General features: G+C 64.5%; 15 protein-coding genes. 13 read left to right on the top strand and 2 right to left on the bottom strand.

The window, feature by feature from the left end; all coding sequences use genetic code 11:
• The first annotated feature begins 42 nt into the window (after positions 1 to 42).
• Both QTA58_RS15120 and QTA58_RS15115 read left to right on the top strand, forming a co-directional pair.
• Positions 43 to 1095 (top strand): dipeptidase, encoded by a 1053-nt coding sequence (locus QTA58_RS15120; RefSeq protein ID WP_289669484.1) that lies wholly within the window; start codon positions 43 to 45, stop codon positions 1093 to 1095.
• 112 nt (positions 1096 to 1207) lie between these two features.
• Positions 1208 to 1918 carry an alpha/beta hydrolase gene (locus QTA58_RS15115; protein WP_289669483.1) on the top strand — a complete coding sequence of 237 codons (711 nt, stop codon included), beginning with the start codon at positions 1208 to 1210 and terminating at the stop codon, positions 1916 to 1918.
• 236 nt (positions 1919 to 2154) lie between these two features.
• Here the strand turns inward: QTA58_RS15115 and QTA58_RS15110 are convergent, their stop codons facing one another.
• Positions 2155 to 2862: a DUF1003 domain-containing protein gene (locus tag QTA58_RS15110; RefSeq protein WP_289669482.1), complete on the bottom strand. Its 708-nt coding sequence runs from the start codon at positions 2860 to 2862 to the stop codon at positions 2155 to 2157.
• A gap of 1 nt (position 2863) precedes the next feature.
• The gene (locus tag QTA58_RS15105) at positions 2864 to 4627 is read right to left on the bottom strand and encodes an ABC transporter ATP-binding protein/permease (protein WP_289669481.1); all 1764 of its coding nucleotides are present in this window, start codon (positions 4625 to 4627) and stop codon (positions 2864 to 2866) included.
• A 183-nt stretch (positions 4628 to 4810) separates the two neighbouring features.
• Between QTA58_RS15105 and QTA58_RS15100 the strand changes: the two genes are divergently transcribed.
• The 11 genes from QTA58_RS15100 to glgB all read left to right on the top strand — a co-directional run bounded on the left by QTA58_RS15100 (position 4811) and on the right by glgB (position 22359).
• Positions 4811 to 5449, top strand: a complete 639-nt coding sequence (locus QTA58_RS15100) for a TetR/AcrR family transcriptional regulator (RefSeq protein ID WP_289669480.1) — start codon at positions 4811 to 4813, stop codon at positions 5447 to 5449.
• Positions 5446 to 6411, top strand: coding sequence for an HlyD family efflux transporter periplasmic adaptor subunit (locus tag QTA58_RS15095; protein ID WP_289669479.1), 966 nt, complete (start codon positions 5446 to 5448; stop codon positions 6409 to 6411). Before QTA58_RS15100 ends, QTA58_RS15095 begins: the two co-directional genes overlap by 4 nt.
• On the top strand, positions 6408 to 7373 hold the full coding sequence (locus tag QTA58_RS15090; RefSeq protein WP_289669478.1) for an ABC transporter ATP-binding protein: 966 nt from the start codon (positions 6408 to 6410) through the stop codon (positions 7371 to 7373). Before QTA58_RS15095 ends, QTA58_RS15090 begins: the two co-directional genes overlap by 4 nt.
• A complete protein-coding gene (locus QTA58_RS15085; RefSeq protein ID WP_289669477.1) occupies positions 7370 to 8524 on the top strand; it encodes an ABC transporter permease in 1155 nt (384 codons plus the stop codon). Before QTA58_RS15090 ends, QTA58_RS15085 begins: the two co-directional genes overlap by 4 nt.
• Before the next feature lie 65 nt (positions 8525 to 8589).
• Positions 8590 to 9054 carry a cupin domain-containing protein gene (locus QTA58_RS15080; protein ID WP_289669476.1) on the top strand — a complete coding sequence of 155 codons (465 nt, stop codon included), beginning with the start codon at positions 8590 to 8592 and terminating at the stop codon, positions 9052 to 9054.
• Positions 9055 to 9207: 153 nt separating this feature from the next.
• Positions 9208 to 12534, top strand: coding sequence for a transglutaminase family protein (locus tag QTA58_RS15075; protein ID WP_289669474.1), 3327 nt, complete (start codon positions 9208 to 9210; stop codon positions 12532 to 12534).
• 8 nt (positions 12535 to 12542) lie between these two features.
• Positions 12543 to 14954 (top strand): circularly permuted type 2 ATP-grasp protein, encoded by a 2412-nt coding sequence (locus QTA58_RS15070; protein WP_289669473.1) that lies wholly within the window; start codon positions 12543 to 12545, stop codon positions 14952 to 14954.
• A gap of 13 nt (positions 14955 to 14967) precedes the next feature.
• Positions 14968 to 15849, top strand: a complete 882-nt coding sequence (locus QTA58_RS15065; RefSeq protein ID WP_289669472.1) for a transglutaminase family protein — start codon at positions 14968 to 14970, stop codon at positions 15847 to 15849.
• Between the two features lie 108 nt (positions 15850 to 15957).
• Positions 15958 to 17313 carry a TadE/TadG family type IV pilus assembly protein gene (locus tag QTA58_RS15060; protein WP_341850264.1) on the top strand — a complete coding sequence of 452 codons (1356 nt, stop codon included), beginning with the start codon at positions 15958 to 15960 and terminating at the stop codon, positions 17311 to 17313.
• Between the two features lie 367 nt (positions 17314 to 17680).
• The gene (locus QTA58_RS15055) at positions 17681 to 20143 is read left to right on the top strand and encodes a glycogen/starch/alpha-glucan phosphorylase (RefSeq protein ID WP_289669471.1); all 2463 of its coding nucleotides are present in this window, start codon (positions 17681 to 17683) and stop codon (positions 20141 to 20143) included.
• Positions 20143 to 22359, top strand: a complete 2217-nt coding sequence (gene glgB / locus QTA58_RS15050) for a 1,4-alpha-glucan branching protein GlgB (RefSeq protein ID WP_289669470.1) — start codon at positions 20143 to 20145, stop codon at positions 22357 to 22359. The genes QTA58_RS15055 and glgB overlap by 1 nt, the downstream gene beginning before the upstream one ends.
• Positions 22360 to 22367 lie beyond the last annotated feature (8 nt).

The raw sequence follows: 22367 nt of genomic DNA, 5'->3' as shown, positions 1-22367 counted from the left end.
CAGGCGGCTCGGACCGAGCCAACACCTTGAGGACGGAACCCTATGGACGATATCCATGTGTTCGACGGGCATAACGACGCAGTTCAGTTCATGTCGGACTACAAGCCGGCCGGCCGGGATTTCCTCGCCCGGTCGGAAGCAGGCCATCTCGATCTCCCCCGCGCCATCGAAGGGCGCCTGGCCGGCGGCCTGTTCGCACTGCATGCCTACCCGGAGCGTAAGCCTGAAAACGATCTCACCATCACCAGCGACGGATACGAGGTCCGTTATGCCGACGCCGTGCCTTTGGACCACGCCCGCCGGCAGATCGACGGCCAGCTTTCCGCCATGCGAGCATTGATCCGGCGTTCCAACGGACGGATGCGCATTGTGGCCAGCGTGGATGAGATCAAGACCGCTCGCGCCGAATCCACCTTTGCCGTCGTGCTTCACATGGAAGGGGCCGAGGCGATCGATCCCGATCTCGACTATCTCCATGTCCTGCACGAAGCGGGTCTCCGATCTCTCGGCCTGGTCTGGAGCCGCCCGAATATTTTCGGCTACGGCGTCCCCTTCGCCTATCCGAGGTCGCCCGACACAGGCCCCGGGTTGACCGATCTCGGCAGGAATCTCGTCAGGACCTGCAACGCTCTCGGAATCATGATCGATGTTTCGCATCTGAACGAACGCGGGTTCTGGGACGTGGCGGCATTGAGCACCGCTCCGCTCGTCGCCACCCATGCCTGCGCTCACGCCGTATGCCCATCGACCCGAAACCTCACCGACCGGCAGCTCGACGCCATTCGCGATACGGAGGGGGTGATCGGCTTCAACCTCGCCGTCAACGACATCCGCGCCGACGCCCATCTCGATGAAAACACCCCGCTCGACGTCGTGGTTCGCCATATCGACTATCTCATCGACCGCGTGGGCGCGGAAAGGGTGGCCCTGGGGTCGGACTTCGACGGCGCCGTCGTGCCGCGCCAGATCAGGGATGCGAGGGGCCTGCCGCGTCTCCTGGACGCCATGCGCAAGGCCGGCTTTGACGAAGAAACGCTGCGAAAATTCGCCTTCGACAACTGGCTCCGCGTCTTCGGCCTGACGTGGCCGGCCTGACATGATCCGCTTGACTGTCCGATTGGCCGCCCTGTCCCCTCGCCTGTCGCATTGACTTGGCTCCTGCCTGATGGAACAACCTCGGCATGTTCTGGTGTCGAGGGAGGGGAAGATGGCCGGCCGCAGGATCGTATTGGTGCAGGGCGCCTGGGGTTCGAGCGCCAGCTGGACGCCGGTGGCGGATATCCTGCGCGGGCTCGGCCATCAGGTCTTCGTGCCGAGCCTGACCGGTCTTGGCGAGCGCACGCACCTCTTTTCCGGCGCGATCAATCTCGATACCCATATCGCCGACATATCGGGTCTGATCGAAGCCGAAGGTCTTGAAGAATTCGATCTCGTCGGCCACTCCTATGGCGGCATGGTGATAACCGGCGTCGCCGACCGGTTCGCGAGCCGCATCCGCAGCCTGATCTATCTCGACGCCTTCCTGCCGTCGGACGGCCAATCGGCGCTCGATCTGCTCGGCCCGGAGGTCGCGCTCGCCAATCTTGCGGCGGCCGGAGAACTGGGCGGCTTCGCCGTCCCGCCGCCTGCCCGCCATGCGACCCGGGTACCGGAGCACCTCAGGCATTACATGGCCAACCGTTCGCCGCACCCGATCGCGACGATGATCCAGAAGATCAGGCTCACCGGCGCCCACAAGGACATAAAAAAACGTCTCTACGTCTCGGCCAGTATCGATCAGTCGGCGATCTTCTCGGGCATCTACGGCAGGGTGAGCACCGATCCCTCCTGGCAATCCCTGGAAGTGCCGAGCGGCCACATGCTGCAGCTCGAAATGCCGGAAGAGGTCGCCCGCATCATCCACGACTTCATCGGGTAACTCTCGCCTGTTCCAGCTTGCGAGTGCGCCACCCCCCTCTGCCCTGCCGGGCATCTCCCCCACAAGGGGGGAGATCGGCAAGAAGTGCAGCCTTCCCCGAACAACAAGCGCTGCTGTTCGGCACACCGTCAGCTTGGCGGGAAAGGTACGCCGCTTGTGATCTCCCCACCTGTGGGGGAGATGGCCGGCAGGCCAGAGGGGGGCCGGCTGCCACCAGCGTCGGTGAGTGAGCCCCCCTAACTCCTGTCCCGCCGCTCCAGCAACTCGATCTGGATCTGCTGGAGTTCCGCCAGCCGCTCCCATTGCCTGGCCATCTGATGGTCGATCTTTTCATGGAGCTGGCGGATTTCGAGTTCGGCGCGCAGGTTGATCATGTAGTCGTTCTCGGAACGCAACCGGTCCTTCTCCTCCTGCCGCCGCTGGCTCATCATGATCACCGGTGCCTGCAGCGCCGCGAGGCAGGAGAGCACGAGGTTCAGCAGGATGAACGGATAGGGGTCGAAGGGCTGCGAGAACAGGCCGATGACATTGATCCCCATCCACATCACGAGGATCGCGATGAAGGTGAGAATGAAGGTCCAGGAGCCGCCAAACGAGGCAACCTTGTCCGCCACCCGCTCCCCGAATGTAGGGTTGCGGTCGAGCAGGTTGGCGGCGCTCGTCTGCACCGTCGAGGCGCCCTTCTCGAAATTGTCGAGCACCTGCCGGTCGAGTTCGGAAAGCTCGCCGCGCTCCTCCTCGAGAAGCTTCTCCACATAGCGGCGACGATAGCGGGCCAGGTCCTCGTCGCAGATCAGGCTGTCGGCGAGGCAGTCCTTCACCTCCTCGCAGATCATCTCGAAGAGATGCGGCCTGAGCTGCCCGACCTTATGCAGCCGTGTCAGCGGAAATGTCCGGCCGCAGACGATGCACTGCCCCGTTTTCAAAGCCGAATGCCTGCCCATCTCACGCCTCTTCCTTCTGGGGTTCCGCAGGCGCCGCAAGCGGTGCCAGATGGAAGAGCCGCGGCGAGAATTTTCTCGAAAACTCCTCCGAGCGGCCGATATAGACCAGCGTCGAGCCTTCGAGGCCGGCAAGCACATCCACGAGCCGCTCGCGCGTTTCGGGCTCCAGCCCCTCCAGCACGTCGTCCATGATCAGCCAGCCCGGCTTGCGCAGCACCGCATTGGCGACCGAAAGCGATGCCTCTTCCTCCTTGTCGAGCAGCCGGTCCCAGCGCTCCACCTCGTCCAAGCGGTGGACAAGGCGCTCCAGTCCGACCTTTTCCAGCGCCCGGATCAACGCGCCGTCGTCCACGTCCGGAAGCCCGTTCGGATACGTCATCACCTCCCGCAGCGTCGCCGTCGGGAGATAGTTTTCCTGCGGCATCAGGATCATGCCGTCGGAAAGCGGCAGGCCGATCTCGCCGTGACCCCAGGGCCAGATGCCCGCAACCGCCTGGAAGAACAGATGCCGGTCGGCGCCCGGATCGCCGTTGATCATCACCCGCTCGCCCGGCCGGATGAAACACTCGCCCTCCCTGACGCGGATGCCGTGCCCCTTCTCGCCGCGATCCGGCTCACCGTAGACGCTGACCCCGCAAAGGCTCATCCCCTCCTCCGCCTTCGCCTCGCGATAGGCGATGACCTCGCCTTCCTTCGCCGGGGTGTCCATGGCAAGCAGCGCGTTGCGGAAAGAAGAAACGCGCGTCAGCGTCGCCCGCCAGTCGGCGATGACGCTGAAATTGACGACATACCAGCGCAGCGCCTGGTTGACCTGGTTGAAGGCCCCCACGGCCATCATCAGCCCGCCGAAGGAAAGCTCCCCGGAAAAATACATGGGCGAGGCGATGATGATCGGCGCGACCAGTGCCAGCCAGCCGAACCCGGCCGAAACCCAGGTGAGGTTGGCGAGCGCCCAGGCGAGCTGGCGGAGCATTTCCAGCACCCCGTCGATCGCCCCGTGGACGCGCTCGCGCTCGTTCGCCTCGCCGCGCGCCAGCGTGATCGGCTTCAGGTTCTCGTTGGCGCGGACGAGCGCGGCCCGCAGGTCCGCTTCCCGGGCGTAACGCTCCGCGTTCAGCCGCGGCAGCCGGGCGCCGACCACATTGCTCAGCACCGAGCCCAGAAGTGCATAGAGGATCGTCGCCCAGACCATGTAGCCGGGGATCGAGATGGTGCTGCCGCCGAGATGGAAGACGAAGTCCGACGAGATCGCCCAGAGCACGCCGATGAAGCTTGCGAGCAGGATGGTGGAGTTGACGAGCCCGATCGCCAGCGCCGTCGTGTTCTCCGCCAGGATGCGGGTATCCTCGTGCAGCCGCTGGTCGGGATTGTTGGCGATCGCTCCTGCCCCGCCGAGCTTCAGCGCCCGCCCCGGCACGAGCCAGACGTCGGAAAGGTCGCGCGCCAACCCTTCGCGCATGCGCATCGCGGTGATCTGGTTCAGCCATTGCTGGATGACGTTGAGCAGCGTCAGCGAGAAGGCGATGACGGCGAAGACGACGAGCTGGTTCAGGAATTCGGGCATGTCGCGCCGCTCCAGCGCGTCGTAGAACGGCCCGTTCCATTCGTTCAGCCGGTATGTCGCGTAAGTCGTCGCGAAGATCACCGCGAGCAGAGCGACCGTCAGCACCAGCACGCGGTTGCGCACGGGCGCATTCCAGAAGGCGCCGCCCATCATGCGGAGCTGGCTGCCCAGGGAAAGCTCGTAAGTCTCAGGCACAACCATACCGTCCGCCATCCTCTGCCTCATTGATAAACCGGAGCCTCGATAACCCGGGCGCTGTAAGATTTAACATAGGAACTCATCTTTACCGCCGCCGCCCCTACCACTGTCCTAATCCTTTTTGTTTGCAAAAAGGCCAATTCGTGATAATGACCGACCAGTCAGTCATAAATGAGAGCCCAAGGAATGGCCGAGAGGAAGAGAGAGAAACGCGATCCGCAGCAGCGCCGGGCGGAAATCCTGGCGGCCGCCTTCGCCTGCTTTGCCGAACGGGGTTTCGCGGCCACCCGCATGGAGGATGTCGCCGCCCGCGCCGGCATCGCCAAGGGCACGGTCTACCTGCACTTTCCGGACAAGGAACGGCTTTTCACCGAACTCGTCTCCGGCATCGCCACGCCCATTCTCGGCGAGATCGACGGACTGGTGCGGAACGAGGCGGTTCCGGCACGCTTCGCGATCTCGATGTTCTACACGCTTTTCCGGCGCGAAGTGCTGGAGACGGAGCGCCGCCACCTCCTTCGCCTGATCCTCGCCGAGGGGCCGATGTTCCCGGCCGTCACGGAATTCTACCACCGCGAGATCATCTCCAGGGGGCTCGGCGTGCTGCGCATCCTCATGAAGCGGGCGGCCGATCGCGGCGAACTCCGCAATCCGGCGCTCGCCGAAATGCCGCAGATCGTCGTTTCGCCGGCCCTCATGACGATCATCTGGACGACGCTCTTCGAGCGTTACGAGCATCTCGACACGCAAAAGCTCTTCGAAACCTTCCTCGATACCCTCTTCGTGCCGGCTGAGAACCCGCCATCGGAAGGAGGCGCGAAATGAAACGGATCCTCGTCATCGTCATCCTGGCCGGAGCAGCGCTGGCCGCCCTTCCCTTCCTGTTTTCCGGCAATGGCCAGCGCCCCTACCGGGGCTGGGTCGAGGCGGATACGCTGTTCATCGGCGCCGAAAGCGCCGGCCGGCTCGAAAGGCTCGACGTCGCCGAAGGCCAGGCGGTCGCGGCCGGCGCGCCGCTCTTCAGGCTGGAAGCATCGGGCGAGGAAGCAGCCGTCGCCGCAGCCCGCGCAGCGCTTGCCCGTTCGCAGGCGGAGCTCGATCTTGCCGAAGCGGCCCAGAAGCGGCCGGAAGAGATCGACGTCCTGCGCGCCTCCGAGCGCGAAGCGGCCGCCCGCCTCGAACTCGCCAAGCAGGACCTCGACCGCACCCGCGTGCTGGTCGAGCGCGGCACCGCCACGCAGGCGAGCCTCGACACGGCAACCGCCACCGAAGCCGCCAACCGCGCGGCACTCGACAACGTCCGCAGCCAGATCATCCTCGGCAACCTGCCCGCCCGGGACGAGCAGCTCCGCCAGGCGAAGGAGGCTCTCGCAGCCGCCAGGGCAGACCTCGCCTCCGCCGAGGCCGCGCTTGCCCGCCGCTCCGTGGCGGCTCCGGGCGAAGGCAGCATCGAGACGGTCTATTATCGGACGGGAGAGGTCGTACCGACCGGCCGGCCGATCGTGGCGCTGCTGCCGCCGCACAATATCCGCATCCGCTTCTTCGTGCCGGAAACCGAGATCGCGAGATTTTCGCTCGGGCAATCCGTCCGCGTCGCCTGCGACGCCTGTGAGCCCACCGAGGCGAAGATCAGCTTCATCGCGAAAAATGCCGAATTCACCCCGCCGGAAATCTACAGCCTCGAAGAACGGGCCAAGCTCGTCTACCGCGTCGAGGCCATCCCGGCGGGTCCGAAGGCGTTGCGCCCCGGCCAGCCGGTCGATGTCTTCGCGGGGGCGCGGCCATGACGGAGACAGGCATAGCCGCCGAACCCTACAGGGTTGACGCCCCCGAAACGGTGATCGACGTCCATCACCTGACGAAGAGCTTCGGCGGCCGCAAGGTGGTCGACGACGTCTCCATGTCCGTGAAGAAAGGCCGCATCCACGGCTTTCTCGGCCCCAACGGCTCAGGCAAGACGACGACGATCCGCATGCTCTGCGGCCTCCTGACGCCCGACAGCGGCGACGGCACCTGCCTCGGCTTCGACATCCTCACCGAAAGCGACCGCATCCGCCGGCGCGTCGGCTACATGACCCAGAAATTCTCGCTCTATCAGGACCTTTCGATCCGCGAGAACCTGGAATTCGTCGCCCGCGTCTACGGTCTTCCCGATCCCCGCGGCAAGGCGAGCGCCGCAATCGAACGCCTCGGCCTCAAGGGTCGCGAGAAGCAGCTTGCGGGAGAACTCTCCGGCGGCTGGAAGCAGCGCCTCGCACTCGGCGCCTGCATCCTGCCCGAACCCGCGCTGCTGCTCCTCGACGAGCCGACCGCCGGCGTCGATCCCAAGGCGCGCCGCGACTTCTGGAACGAGATCCACGCGCTCGCCGCCGAAGGCCTCTCGGTTCTCGTCTCCACCCACTACATGGACGAGGCGGAGCGCTGCCACGAGATCGCCTATATCGCCTATGGCAAACTTCTGGCCGAGGGCACTGTGGACGAGGTGATCGCAGGCACCGGCCTTGTTACCTGGACCGTTTCCGGCCCGGACGTCCATCGTCTCCAGACCGAACTCGAAACGGTGCCGGGCGTCGACATGATCGCACCTTTCGGCACCAGCCTGCATGTCGCCGGCCGCGACGCTGACGCGCTGGAGAAGGCGATCGCGCCCTATCGCGACCGTCCCGGCCTCAGATGGGAAAAAGGCGAAGCGACGCTGGAAGACGCCTTCATCGACCTGATGCGCCGCTCGGAGGACAATTTCCAATGACGGGCACCGCGGCAAACGGCAATGGCAACAACGGCTCCTTCGGCCGCTTCTGGGCGATGACGGTCAAGGAATTCATCCAGATGACCCGCGACCGCATCACGCTCGCGACCATGGTCATGCTGCCGATCATGCAGCTTTTCCTGTTCGGCTTCGCGATCAACACGACGCCGCACAACCTGCCGACCGCGGTGCTGATGCGAGAGAACACCGATGTCGGCCGCTCCATCCTCGCGGCGCTCGAAAACACCGATTTCTTCCGGATCGAGACGGTGATTACCCGCGCCGAAGACATGGACGAGCTGCTGCAATCCGGCAGGGCGCTCTTCGTCGTCGAAATCCCCGAAGGCTTCGAACGGTCGCTCCGCCGCGGCGATACGCCCTCGCTGCTCGTTGCCGCCGATGCGACCGACCCGGTCGCCTCCTCCTCGGCGCTCTCGGCGCTATCCGGCATCGTCACGACCGCGCTTGCCAACGACCGGCAGATCGAATTTTCCGAACCCACGAAACCGGCCTTCTCGATCGTCCAGCACCGCCGCTACAATCCGGCCGGCTCCTCGACGCTCAACATCGTCCCCGGCTTGCTCGGCACGATCCTGACGATGACGCTCCTGATCTTCACCGCGCTCTCCGTTACCCGCGAGGTGGAGCGCGGCACGATGGAAAACCTTCTTTCCATGCCCATCAAGCCGCTGGAGATCATGCTCGGCAAGATCGCCCCTTATGTGCTGATCGGCCTCGTCCAGGCGCTGCTCATCATCGCCGCGGGCTTCCTCGTCTTCCGCGTGCCGATCCTCGGCGATCCGGCGTCGCTCACCGCGGCGACCGCCCTCTTCGTCGTCACCAATCTCTCGATCGGCTACACCTTCTCAACCATTGCCGCCAACCAGCTCCAGGCGATGCAGATGGCGATGATGTTCTTCCTGCCGAACATATTGCTTTCAGGCTTCATGTTTCCCTTCGCCGGCATGCCCAACTGGGCGCAATGGATCGGCGAGGCCCTGCCGCTTACCCACTATATCCGCATCGTCCGCGCGGTCATGCTGAAGGGCGCGAACATCGAGACGCTCGCCTATGACACGGCGGCGCTTGCCGCCCTGATGGCGATCGCCATGCTGATCGCGGTGCGCCGCTTCCGCCGCACGCTGGATTGATTTGCCGCCTCCTCCGCCCAAGATAAACCGGGCCAAGATAAAGCTGGATTGCCGAGGAGGTTGCCATGCCGAAGATCGATATCGCCGCCGTGCCTCAACGCAAGGGCTCCGGCTATCCGCCGCCTTTCGACGCCCCCTGTGCCGACCGGGTGCGGCAGCGGCTGGGCGATGCGGGCGGGCTGACCGATTTCGGCATCAATCTCATGCACCTGCCGCCCGGCAACTGGTCGAGCCAGCGCCATTGGCATTCCCACGAGGACGAGTTCGTCTATGTGCTCGAAGGCGAGCTGACGCTGGTCGAAGATGGTGGCGAAACGCTGCTTCGCGCCGGCGATTGCGCCGCCTTCCCGAAAAATTCGGGCAACGGCCATCACATGATCAACAGGTCGAACGCGGTGGCGGTCTATCTGGAAATCGGCTCGCGGCAGCCCGACGACCTGACCACCTGCTCCGACATCGACATGATGAGCGCCAATGCCGACGGCCGCTTCGTGCACAAGGATGGCACGCCCTACACCGATCCCGCCTGACGCGGAACCGTCACCCCGTCTGCCGCAGCTCGCCATGCTGCGGGATAGGCTTCAAATCCGCCTTGCATTATTTTCGTGCAGCGCACAAAATCCTTGCAATCATCATCGATCGGCCCTGGGCTGAAACCCTTCGAACGGCCGGCAAGGGGAACTATGTCGATCAAGGCGAGCATCTATCACCTCACCCATTACAGATACGACAAGCCAGTCCGCCTCGGACCGCAGATCATCCGGTTGAAGCCCGCCGCCCATTCCCGCACCAAGGTCTTGAGCCATTCGCTGAAGGTCACGCCTTCGAACTATTTCGTGAACCTGCAGCAGGATCCCTACGGCAACTACCTCGCCCGCTACGTCTTTCCCGACCCCGTGACCGAATTCAAGATCGAGGTCGACCTGATCGCCGACATGACGGTCTACAACCCCTTCGACTTCTTCGTCGAGGAAGAGGCGACCAAATGGCCGTTCGCCTATCCGGAAACGCTGGTCGAGGACCTTTCCATCTACCGCAAGCCGGAGCCGGCAATGCCGCGCCTCAGAGCCTTCCTCGATTCGATCGACACCTCACCCGGTCAGCCGACGGTCGACATGGTGGTTGGCCTCAACGCCCGCCTCCAGCGGGAGATCGGTTACGTGATCCGCATGGAGCCGGGCGTGCAGGAGCCGGAAGAGACGCTGACCGTCGCCAAGGGCTCCTGCCGCGACACGAGCTGGCTGCTCGTGCAGGTGCTGCGCCATCTCGGTTTCGCCGCCCGGTTCGTTTCGGGCTACCTGATCCAGCTCACGCCGGACCTGAAGGCGCTCGACGGCCCTTCCGGCACGGAAATCGACTTCACCGACCTGCATGCCTGGGCGGAAGTCTATCTCCCTGGCGCCGGCTGGGTCGGCCTCGACCCGACCTCCGGACTGCTCACCGGCGAAAGCCATATTCCGCTGGCCGCCACGCCGCACTACCGCAATGCGGCGCCGATCTCCGGCGGCTATTACGGCGAGGCCGAGACCACGTTCGCCTTCGACATGAAGGTGTCGCGCGTCGCCGAGCACCCGCGCATCACCAAACCCTTCTCCGACTCTTCCTGGGAAGCCCTGAACGAGCTCGGCGGGGAAGTCGACCGCGTGCTGCAGGCGCAGGACGTTCGCCTCACGATGGGCGGCGAACCCACCTTCGTCTCGATCGACGATTTCGAATCCGACGAGTGGAACACCGCCGCGGTCGGCCCGACCAAGCGCGAGAAGGCCGACATCCTCATCCGCAGGCTTCGCGAGCGCTTCGCGCCGGGCGGCTTCCTGCATTACGGCCAGGGCAAATGGTATCCGGGCGAAAGCCTGCCGCGCTGGACCTTCTCGCTCTACTGGCGCAAGGACGGGGTGCCGATCTGGCGCAATCCGGACCTCGTGGCCGAGGAAGGCCGGGACCATGGCGCCACGGAAGACGACTCCGGCAGGCTTCTGACCGCGATCGCCGGGGAACTCGGCATCGACGCCGAGATGGTGGTTCCGGCCTTCGAGGACCCGGCGGAATGGATCATCAAGGAAGGCAGCCTGCCGGAAAACGTCGATCCGTCGAATTCGAAGCTCAAGGACCCCGAGGAGCGCAGCCGCATCGCCCGCGTCTTCGAGCGCGGCCTGACCCGTCCGACGGGTCACGTCCTGCCGGTGCAGGCCTGGAATGCGCAGGCCGGCGGCCGGCGCTGGGTGAGCGAGAAATGGAAAACCCGCCGCGGCCGCATCTTCCTCGTGCCCGGCGACAGCCCGGTCGGCTACCGTCTGCCGCTCGGCACATTGCCCTATGTGCCGCCGTCGCAATTTCCCTATATCCACGAAGCCGATCCCTCGATCCCACGGAAGCCCCTCCCCGAGGCGATCGTTCCGGCGGGGCGCGCCATGCCGGAAGCGTCTTTCCAGGCGGATGAAACCGTCATCCAGGATCGTGTGGAACAGACGCTCGGCGAGATCGGCGGCGCCGTGCGCACCGCGATCTCGGTCGAGCCGCGCGATGGTCGTCTGTGCGTCTTCATGCCGCCGGTGGAACGCATCGAGGACTATCTCGAACTGATCGCGGCGGCTGAAAACGCCGCTGCAGAACTCGGCCTGCCGGTGCATATCGAGGGCTACGCGCCGCCCCATGACGAGCGCATCAACGTCATCCGCGTGGCGCCCGATCCCGGCGTCATCGAGGTGAACATCCACCCGGCTTCGAGCTGGAAGGAAACGGTCGACGTCACCACCGCGCTTTACGAGGAGGCCCGCCAGAGCCGGCTCGGCGCCGACAAGTTCATGATCGACGGCCGCCACACCGGCACCGGCGGCGGCAACCACGTGGTGGTCGGCGGCGCCAATCCGAGCGACAGCCCGTTCCTGCGCCGCCCGGACCTGTTGAAGAGCATCGTGCTGCACTGGCAGCGTCATCCCTCGCTCTCCTACCTCTTCTCCGGCCTCTTCATCGGCCCGACCAGCCAGGCGCCGCGCATCGACGAGGCCCGCCACGATGCGCTCTACGAACTGGAGATCGCACTGGCCCAGGTGCCGGCGCCCGGCCAGGGCCCACCGCCCTTGCCCTGGCTTGTCGACCGGCTGTTCCGCAACCTTTTGACCGATGTCACCGGCAACACGCACCGCTCGGAAATCTGCATCGACAAGCTCTTCTCGCCGGACGGCCCGACGGGCCGCTTGGGCCTTGTCGAGTTCCGAGGCTTCGAAATGCCGCCGAACGCCCGCATGTCGCTCGCCCAGCAGCTTCTGGTGCGCGCTCTGATCGCCCGCTTCTGGAAGAATCCGATCGAGGGAAAATTCGTCCGCTGGAGCACGGCGCTCGCCGACCGTTTCATGCTGCCGCATTACGTCTGGGCCGATTTCCTCGACGTGCTGGCCGACCTGCGCGAAAACGGCTTTGACCTCCGCCCCGAATGGTTCGCCGCCCAACTCGAATTCCGCTTCCCCTTCTTCGGCGAGGTGGAATACGAGGGTTCGAAGCTGGAGCTTCGCCAGGCGCTCGAACCCTGGCACGTGATGGGCGAGCAAGGCGCGATCGGCGGCACCGTGCGCTATGTCGATTCCTCCGTCGAGCGTCTGCAGGTGCGGCTGGAGACCGCCAACCCCTCGCGCTACACCGTCGCCTGCAACGGCCGCGCCGTGCCCCTGAAGGAAACCGGCGCCTCCGGGGTCTCGGTGGCAGGGGTCCGCTTCAAGGCATGGCAGCCGGCTTCCGGCCTGCATCCGGTCCTGCCGGTTAATTCGCCGCTCACCTTCGACATTTATGATACATGGTCCGGCCGATCGATCGGCGGCTGCATCTACCATGTTGCCCATCCGGGCGGTCGCAACTATGAGACCTTCCCGGTCAACGGCAACGAGGCGGAAGCGCGCCGGCTCGCCCGATTCGAGCCCTGGGGCCATACGGCGGGGCGCTATGCGCTGATGCCGGAAACGCCCTCGACCGAATTCCCGCTGACGCTCGATCTGCGCCGGCCGCAAGGAGTGTGAAACAACCGATGTCCAAGGCACCGGCGACAGAACGTGCAGGCCAGGAGGGGATCTCGACCGATCCCATCCTCGGCTATGCCGCGCTGCCGAGTGTCGCCGACGAGATGCTGGATGCGAACGGCCAGATAAAGCCGGTCTGGCGCAACCTGATCTCGCATCTCGGCCGCATGTCGGAAAGCGAGCTCACCGAGCGTTTCGCCCGCGCCGACCGCTATCTGCGCGATGCCGGCGTCTTCTACCGCACCTACGGCGCCCAAGGCAGCGGCGAGCGCAACTGGCCGATCTCCCATATCCCGGTGCTCATCGACGGCAACGAGTGGGAAGCCGTCTCGAAGGGCCTCGTGCAGCGCGCCGAGCTCCTGGAAGCGCTGATCGCCGACATCTACGGCGAGAACAGGCTGGTGCAGGAAGGCATCCTGCCGCCGGCGCTGATTGCCGGAAATTCCGAATTCCTGCGGCCGCTGGTCGGCATCAAGCCGGTCGGCGGACACTATCTGCATTTCTGCTCCTTCGAGATCGGCCGCGGCCCCGACGGCAACTGGTGGGTGCTGGCCGACCGCACCCAGGCGCCGTCCGGCGCGGGCTTCGCGCTGGAAAACCGCGTCGCCACGACGCGTGCCCTTTCCGATATCTATGCCGAAGCGCATGTGCATCGCCTCGCCTCCTTCTTCGGCGCCTTCCGTGATGCGCTGCAGTCGCACAAGCAGTACGGGGAGGATCGGATCGCGGTCCTCTCCCCCGGCCCCGCCAACGAGACCTATTTCGAGCACGCCTATATCGCCCGCTATCTCGGCTTCATGCTCTTGGAAGGCGAAGACCTGACGGTCGTCAACGATCGCGTCATGGTGCGCACCGTCGCGGGCCTGAAACCGATTGGCGTGCTCTGGCGCCGCCTCGACGCTGCCTACGCCGATCCGCTGGAGCTCAACCAGAACTCCCATATCGGCACGCCCGGCATGGTGCAGGCGCTGCGCTCCGGCTCGCTCGCCATCGTCAACGCGCTGGGCTCCGGCATTCTGGAGACCCGCGCGCTACTCGCCTTCATGCCCACGGTCTGTCGGCGCCTCACCGGCGAGGACCTGCTCATGCCGTCGATCGCCACCTGGTGGTGCGGCCAGAAGGCGGAACGCGAGCATGTCGCCAAGAATGTCGAGCGCATGGTCATCGGCCCGGCCTATTCCAGGCTCCCCTTCTTCGACGACAACGGCCAGTCGGTCCTCGGCTCCTCGCTGCACACCAAGGCGAAGGGCAGGGTCGGCGACTGGCTCGCTGCGGAAGGTTCGAAACTCGTCGGCCAGGAGGTCGTGACGCTTTCGACCACGCCGGCTTACGTCAACGGCAAGCTCATCCCGCGGCCCATGTCGCTGCGCGTCTTCGCCGCCCGCACGGAGCATGGGTGGGAGATCATGCCGGGCGGCTTTGCCCGCATCGGCTCCGGCGACGACGTCGCGGCGATCGCCATGCAGGCCGGCGGCACGGCGGCGGACGTCTGGATCGTCTCCGACAAGCCGGTCGCGAGACCCACCCTGCTGCCGCCGGAAGAGACCTTCACCCGCAACATGCCGGGCAGCCTGCCGAGCCGGGCGGCGGACAACCTCTATTGGCTCGGCCGTTACATCGAGCGGGCCGAAGGGGCGCTGCGCATCCTGCGCGCCTGGCATCTGCGTTATGCCGAATCCGCTGACCCCGACGCGCCGCTGCTGGCCGACATCACCCGCTACCTCAAGGGCATAGACATCGAGATGTCGAAGGCGGTGCCGGCGACGCTATTGCGCAACATCGACAGCGCCATCTATTCGGCAAGCAACATCCGCGACCGCTTCTCGCCCGACGGCTGGCTGGCGCTGACCGACCTCGCCAAGACCGCACGCCGCTTCCACGAAACCGTGCAGCCCGGCGACGACGCCTCGCATGCCATGACCATCCTGCTCCGCAAGCTCGCGGGCTTCGCCGGTCTCGTGCACGAGAACATGTACCGCTTCACCGGCTGGCGCTTCCTCTCGATCGGCCGCCATCTCGAACGCGGCCTGCACATGACCCGCCTGCTCGGCCACATGTCGGGCCCGGACGCGCCGGACGGCTCGCTCGACATGCTGCTCGAAATCGGCGACAGCGTCATGACCCACCGCCGCCGCTACAACGTCAACACGGCGAGACTGACGGTCGCCGACCTCCTGGCGCTCGACCCGTTGAACCCGCGCTCGATCCTCTTCCAGCTGAACGAGATCCGCACCGAGGTGGAGCAGTTGCCGAACGCTTTCGTCAACGGCCAGATGTCGCCCTTCTACCGCGAGGCGATGCGGCTGCATTCCGGCCTTGCGGTCATGACGCCCGAGGCGATGAACGAGGAAGTCTACCGGAAACTCGAACAGGAGATGGAGAAGCTGTCCGATATCCTCGGCCAGACTTACTTCAACTGAGGAGAAGGCGGCGATGCTCTACGACCTTTCCCTCCACATGGGTTATGCCTACGACGTGCCGGCCTCCGGCGCCCGCCACGTGATCCGCGTCCTGCCGCTGTCGCTGCCCGACCGGCAGCGGCTGATCGCCGGCTCCGTCACGGTGACCCCGCACGCCGACGAGAAGACCACGTTCATCGATTTCTTCGGCCAGCAGGCCACTTCGGTACTCGTCCGCGCGCCGCACGAGCGGCTCGATATCCGCATGCAGGCCCGCGTCATGGTCGAAACCCCGTCGATGACCGCCGACCTGTCGCCGGAACTCGACAAGCTCGGGGAAGAGCTGGCGGGCTTCTGGTCGGTCGATGCCCTGTCGCCGCACCATGTTGCGGGTCTGAGCCCCCGCCTCGCCGAAGAGCCGCAGATCGCCGCCTATGCCCGCGAGACCATAAGGCCGGGCCAGACGGTGCGCGAGATCGCGCTTTCGCTCTGCAACCGCATCCACAAGGATTTCACCTACGACACGAAGGCCACCACCGTCGACACGACGCCGAAGGAGGCCTTCCGGCTGAAGCGCGGCGTCTGCCAGGATTTCGCGCATGTCATGATCGTGGCGCTCCGGAGCCTCGGCATTCCCGCGGGCTATGTCTCGGGCTTCCTGCGCACCATCCCGCCGCCCGGCAAGGAACGGCTCGAAGGGGCCGATGCCATGCATGCCTGGGTGCGCGTCTGGTGCGGCGAGACCATGGGCTATGTCGAATTCGACCCGACGAACAACATCCCGGCCGGCAGCGACCATATCGTCGTGGCCTACGGCCGCGATTATTCCGACATCGCCCCCGTCATCGGAGTGCTGAAGGGTTACGGAAATCAGAAGGCCGAACAGGCGGTCGACGTCGTTCCGCTGAAAGGCTGAAAATCCGCCCCGTTTTGACGCTGATTCTTTGAAATCGTTAAGATTTTAAGATTTCGCTTAGCCCTTCCTATACCCGCGCCCGCTAGAAGACGCCCAGTGACTGTCCGAATGAGTTGGACCGGGCGATCGGGGGCGATGATGATGAAGCATACTCTTTTCTCGCGGTTACTGAGAGACCGCGGCGGGAATTTCGGCGTCATGACCGCCGCAATGCTCCCCGTCCTCCTCGGCGTGGCCGGCATGGCCATCGACGTGACGAATGCCATGCAGGAAAAGAACCGGCTTCAGGCGCTCGCCGATTCCGCCACGCTCGCCGCCGCATCGGCGATGGCCGACACGGGCGAGATGAGCGAGGCGGAGGCCGAGACCATGGCTACCGGCTACTTCCTCGGCCAGGAACTCGAGAACGAGAAAGGGAAGGGTGCGAGCGACCCTGAAATCGAGGCAATCAGAAAGGCGCTCGAGGAGGCCATGCAGGTTTCCGCAACGACCACCGCTTCCTCGAACACGGCGGCCAGCTATGAAGTCCGCATGAAGCTGAACTATGACTTGCCGCTCAACGGTTTGACCGGCGTGCTTGGCTTCAAGACGATGAAGATCGCCGTCGAGAGCTACGCCCGGAGCGGCCGCGAGGGCAACGCGCTCTCCATGTATCTGGCGCTGGACGAGTCCGGATCGATGAAGGAGGACACGACCACCGTGAACCCCGCCGCACCGACGAAGCAGGTCCGGAAATCGCGTGAAGAGGAATACAACTGCGGCACCAAAAATTATCCGATTACCTGCAAGCGGACAGTCTATTATTATGAAGCGGTGCCGAACTATCTCACCAAGATGGCCTCATTGAAGGCGGCTGCCGCAGCCATGTTCGCCGAACTCGACAAGGCCGACCCGAACAAGGAGCTGATCCGTGTCGGCGGCGACTCCTACACCCACGAGACCAAGACCGAGCAGAAGATCCAGTGGGGAACCACGGATATCGCGGCCTATGTGAAGAAACTGCCGGAACCGCCGTCGGGCGGCACCGACGCCAGTGGCGCGATGACCAATGCGTTGAACGCATTGAAGAAGGCCAACGCCACCGAAAAGACCGCTCACGACGGCAAGGGAAACACGAACTTCGATCGTTACATCGTCCTCATGACCGATGGCGAAATGACCGGCAACAGCAGTTCGTGGAATTCCACCATCGACAAGAAGGTCCGCGCCCTCTGCGACCAGGCGAAGGCCGACGGCCTCACGGATGCGGAGAAGGCGGACGGGATTTCGGAAGAGGAAAAGGCCCGGGGCATCAAGATTTATGCGATCGCCTTCATGGCGCCGGAAAGAGGCAAGGCGTTGCTGAACTACTGCGCCAGCGGCGAGGACTACTATTACGAGCCGAGCAACATGACGCAGCTCGTGCAGAGCTTCGGCGAGATCGCCCGCAAGGCCGCCAAGACCGGCACCCGCCTGACGAACTGATCTTCCTCCTCACACGGCTCTCATCCGCGCCCCCCTCGGCGGGGGCGGCTTGTTGACAAACCTCCGGCCTTATTCGGCGTCATCCTCGGCCTTGTGCCGAGGATCTATAAACATCAATGGTTTGCAGATGCTCGGGACAAGCCCGAGCATGACGGAAGAGAGGTTCTCGTCTTGCCGGTAGTCCAACCCCGCCCTTGCCGGCGGGGTGTTTTGTTTTGCCGGGGCGCGTCCGGTCGTCCGGAGTTTCAGAAAGATAAAACGACCGTTGCAACAGTGTCATAACGGTGCATAAACTGTGCCTATACATCATGCCAGATGGACTGAACCGGACGCCTCCCTCCCCGCTCCACCAGAAAGTTGGCGACTTATGAACAAAACGTCTTCCACGGTCGAAATCCCGCAGCCCGCTCCCCGCAGTTCCCGCCCCGAAATCATGGCGGAAGAGATCATCGAACGCCTGACCTACCGTATCGGCAAGGACGCCAAGGTGGCCAAGCCGCACGACTGGCTGACGGCGACGATCCTTGTCGTGCGCGACCGCATCATCGACAAATGGATGGAGAGCACCCGCAAGGTCTACCGGACCGGCGACAAGCGCGTCTATTACCTCTCGCTCGAGTTCCTGATCGGCCGGCTGATGCGCGACGCCGTCACCAATATGGGCCTCATGCAGGAAATCCGCGATGCGCTCGGCTCGCTCGGCGTCGATATCGACCTGATCGCCGGGCTCGAGCCGGATGCCGCGCTGGGCAACGGCGGCCTCGGCCGTCTCGCCGCCTGTTTCATGGAGAGCATGGCGACGGTGGACATCCCGGCCTATGGCTACGGCATCCGCTATATCCACGGCCTCTTCCGCCAGCAGATGGCCGACGGCTGGCAGGTGGAACTGCCGGAGACCTGGCTCGCCCACGGCAACCCCTGGGAATTCGAGCGCCGCGAAAGCTCCTACGAGATCGGCTTCGGCGGCGCGGTGGAGACGATCGGCGGCTATGACGAGACGCCCCGCTACGTCTGGAAGCCCGCCGAACGCGTCATCGCCATGGCCTATGACACGCCGATGGTCGGCTGGCGCGGCAAGCGCGTCAACACGCTGCGTCTCTGGTCGGCCCAGCCGATCGACCCGATCCTGCTCGACGCCTTCAATGCCGGCGACCATATCGGCGCGCTGCGCGAGAGCAACAAGGCGGAAAGCCTGACCCGCGTCCTTTACCCGGCCGACGCCAATCCGGCCGGCCAGGAACTGCGCCTGCGCCAGGAATTCTTCTTCTCCTCCGCCTCTTTGCAGGACATCCTGCGCCGCCACCTGCAGCAATATCCGGATTTCACCAACCTGCATGAGAAGGTGGCGATCCAGCTCAACGACACGCATCCCGCAGTCTCGATCGCCGAGCTGATGCGGCTTCTGACCGATATCCACGGCATGGATTTCGCCGAAGCCTGGGAGATCACCCGCCAGACCTTCTCCTACACCAACCACACGCTGCTGCCGGAGGCGCTGGAAAGCTGGCCGGTTCCGCTCTTCGAGCGTCTCCTGCCGCGCCACATGCAGATCATCTACGCGATCAATGCCCAGATCCTCCTCGAAGCCCGCAAGCAGAAGAGCTTTTCCGACACGCAGATCCGCTCGATCTCGCTGATCGACGAAGGCGGCGAGCGGCGCGTGCGCATGGGCAATCTCGCCTTCGTCGGCTCGCACTCGGTGAACGGCGTCTCGGCACTTCACACCGATCTCATGAAGGTCACGGTCTTTTCGGACCTCCACACGCTCTATCCGAAACGCATCAACAACAAGACCAACGGGATCACCCCACGGCGCTGGCTGATGCAGTGCAATCCGGGCCTGACCTCCCTCATCCAGGAAGCGATCGGCGACAGGTTCCTCGACGACACGGAGGCCTTGCGGGAGCTCGATGCCCATGCCGACGACAAGGCCTTCCAGGAGAAATTCGCCGCCGTGAAGCGCGCCAACAAGGTGGCGCTCGCCAATCTCGTCGGCAGCCGCATGGGCGTCCGCCTCGATCCGTCCGCCCTGTTCGACATCCAGATCAAGCGCATCCACGAATACAAGCGCCAGCTTCTGAACATCGTCGAGGCCGTGGCGCTCTACGACCAGATCCGCTCCCACCCGGAAATGGACTGGATCCCGCGTGTGAAGCTCTTCGCCGGCAAGGCGGCGCCGAGCTATCACAACGCCAAGCTCATCATCAAGCTCGCCAACGACGTGGCGCGCGTCATCAACAACGATCCCGCCGTGCGCGGCCTCCTGAAGGTCGTCTTCGTGCCGAACTACAACGTCTCGCTCGCCGAGGTCATGGTTCCGGCCGCCGACCTTTCCGAGCAGATTTCGACGGCCGGCATGGAAGCGTCGGGCACCGGCAACATGAAGTTCGCGCTGAACGGCGCGCTGACGATCGGCACGCTCGACGGCGCGAATGTCGAGATGCGCGACCATGTCGGCGAGGACAACATCGTCATCTTCGGCCTCAAGGCCGACGAGGTGGCCAAGGTCCGCGCCGACGGCCACAATCCCCGCGCCATCATCGAGAAGTCGCGCGAGCTCGCCCAGGCGCTGAACGCGATCGCGACCGGCGTCTTCTCGCCGGACGACCGCTCCCGCTTCACCGACCTGATCGACGGCATCTACAATCACGACTGGTTCATGGTCGCCGCCGATTTCGACACCTATGCGGAAGCGCAGCGTTATGTTGACCAGATATGGACCGACCCTAAATCCTGGTATTCCAAGACCATACGCAATACCGCCCGGATGGGATGGTTCTCCTCTGACAGAACTATTCGCCAGTACGCGTCGGAAATCTGGAGAGCCTGATGAAGAAATCGCCGCGCGTCGCCGATGACGGAAGAGCCCCGGGGGAAATTCCGTTATCCGAGATCGAGGCGATTCTGGAAGGCAGGCACACCAATCCCTTCGCCGTCCTCGGGCTCCACAAGCTCGGGGACGGGTTCAGGGCCCGCTGTTTCGTTCCGGGTGCCGAAGCGGTCACCGCCCTGGCGCTCAACGGAACCGAACTCGGCGAGCTCACCCGCCGCCACGAGGCCGGATATTTCGAAGGCCTCGTCAACGCCTCGCACCTCCAGCCCGTCCGTTACCGCGCCCGCCGCGGCGACGATGAATGGGCGGTGACCGACCCCTACTCGTTCGGCCCCGTGCTCGGCCCCATGGACGATTATTTCGTCCGCGAAGGTTCGCACCTGCGTCTGTTCGACAAGATGGGCGCCCATCCGATGAAGCACGAGGGCGTCGAGGGTTTTCATTTCGCCGTCTGGGCCCCGAACGCCAAGCGCGTCTCCGTCGTCGGCGATTTCAACAACTGGGACGGCCGCCGGCACGTGATGCGGCTCAGGGTCGATACCGGCATCTGGGAAATCTTCGCCCCGGATGTGCGCGCCGGCTCCGCCTACAAGTTCGAGATCGTCGGCAAGAACGGCAAGCTCCTGCCGCTCAAGGCCGATCCCTATGCCCGCCGCGCCGAGCTCAGGCCGGACACCGCCTCCGTCACGGCGCCCGAGCTTGCGCAGAAATGGGAGGATGCGGCCCACCAGGAATTCTGGTCGAAGGCCGATCATCGCCGCCAGCCGATCACCATCTACGAGGTGCATGCCGGCTCCTGGCGGCGCAAGCCGGACGGTTCCTTCCTCACCTGGGACGAGCTCGCCTCCGAACTCATCCCCTATTGCACAGACATGGGCTTCACCCATATCGAGTTCCTGCCCATCACCGAGCACCCGTTCGATCCGTCCTGGGGTTACCAGACGACCGGGCTCTTCGCGCCGACGGCCCGCTTCGGCGAGCCGGAAGGCTTTGCTCGCTTCGTCAACGGCTGTCACAAGGTCGGCATCGGCGTCATTCTCGACTGGGTGCCGGCGCATTTCCCGACCGACGAGCATGGCCTTCGCTGGTTCGACGGCACCGCCCTTTACGAGCATGCCGACCCGCGCAAGGGCTTCCATCCCGACTGGAATACGGCGATCTACAATTTCGGCCGTATCGAGGTCCTCTCCTACCTCGTCAACAACGCCCTCTACTGGGCGGAGAAATTCCATCTCGACGGCCTGCGCGTCGATGCCGTCGCCTCCATGCTCTACCTCGATTATTCGCGGAAAGAGGGCGAATGGGTGCCGAACGAATATGGCGGGCGCGAGAACCTGGAGGCGGTCCGCTTCCTGCAGAAGATGAACTCCCTCTCCTACGGCGCCCATCCCGGCGTGATGACGATCGCCGAGGAGAGCACGTCCTGGCCGAAGGTCTCGCACCCGGTCCACGAAGGGGGCCTCGGCTTCGGTTTCAAGTGGAACATGGGCTTCATGCACGACACGCTCTCCTATCTGAAGCGCGAGCCCGTGCATCGCAAGCACCACCACAACGAGATCACCTTCGGCCTTCTCTATGCATGGTCGGAGAACTTCGTGCTGCCGCTGTCCCATGACGAGGTGGTGCACGGCAAGGGCTCGCTGATCGCCAAGATGGCCGGCGACGACTGGCAGAAATTCGCCAATCTCCGCGCCTATTACGCCTTCATGTGGGGGTACCCCGGCAAGAAGCTGCTCTTCATGGGCCAGGAATTCGCCCAGTGGGCCGAATGGAGCGAGAGCCGCGAGCTCGACTGGAACCTGCTTCAATACCATCCGCATGAAGGCGTGCGCCGCCTGGTGCGCGATCTGAATTTCTGTTACCGCTCCAAGCCCGCATTGCACGCCCGCGACTGCGAGGGCGACGGCTTCCGCTGGCTGATGGCCGACGACGCGGAAAATTCCGTCTTCGCCTGGCTCCGGATGGCGCCGGGAGAAAAGCCGGTGGCGGTTATCAGCAACTTCACCCCCGTCTATCGTGAGAATTTTCGGATCCCCTTGCCAAACGAGGGAAGATGGCGGGAAATCCTGAATACCGACGCCGAGATCTACGGCGGCAGCGGCAAGGGCAATGGCGGTCGCGTTCAGGCGGTGAACGCGGGAGGTACCGTCTACGCCGAAGTGACGCTGCCGCCGCTCGCGACGCTCATGCTGGAACTGGAACAACAGGCATAGGGAGGAAA

This window comes from Neorhizobium sp. CSC1952 (assembly GCF_030378245.1).
Lineage (GTDB): Bacteria > Pseudomonadota > Alphaproteobacteria > Rhizobiales > Rhizobiaceae > Neorhizobium > Neorhizobium oryzae_A.
Note: the sequence above shows the minus strand (reverse complement) of the source record. Positions and strands in the feature narration are given on the sequence as shown.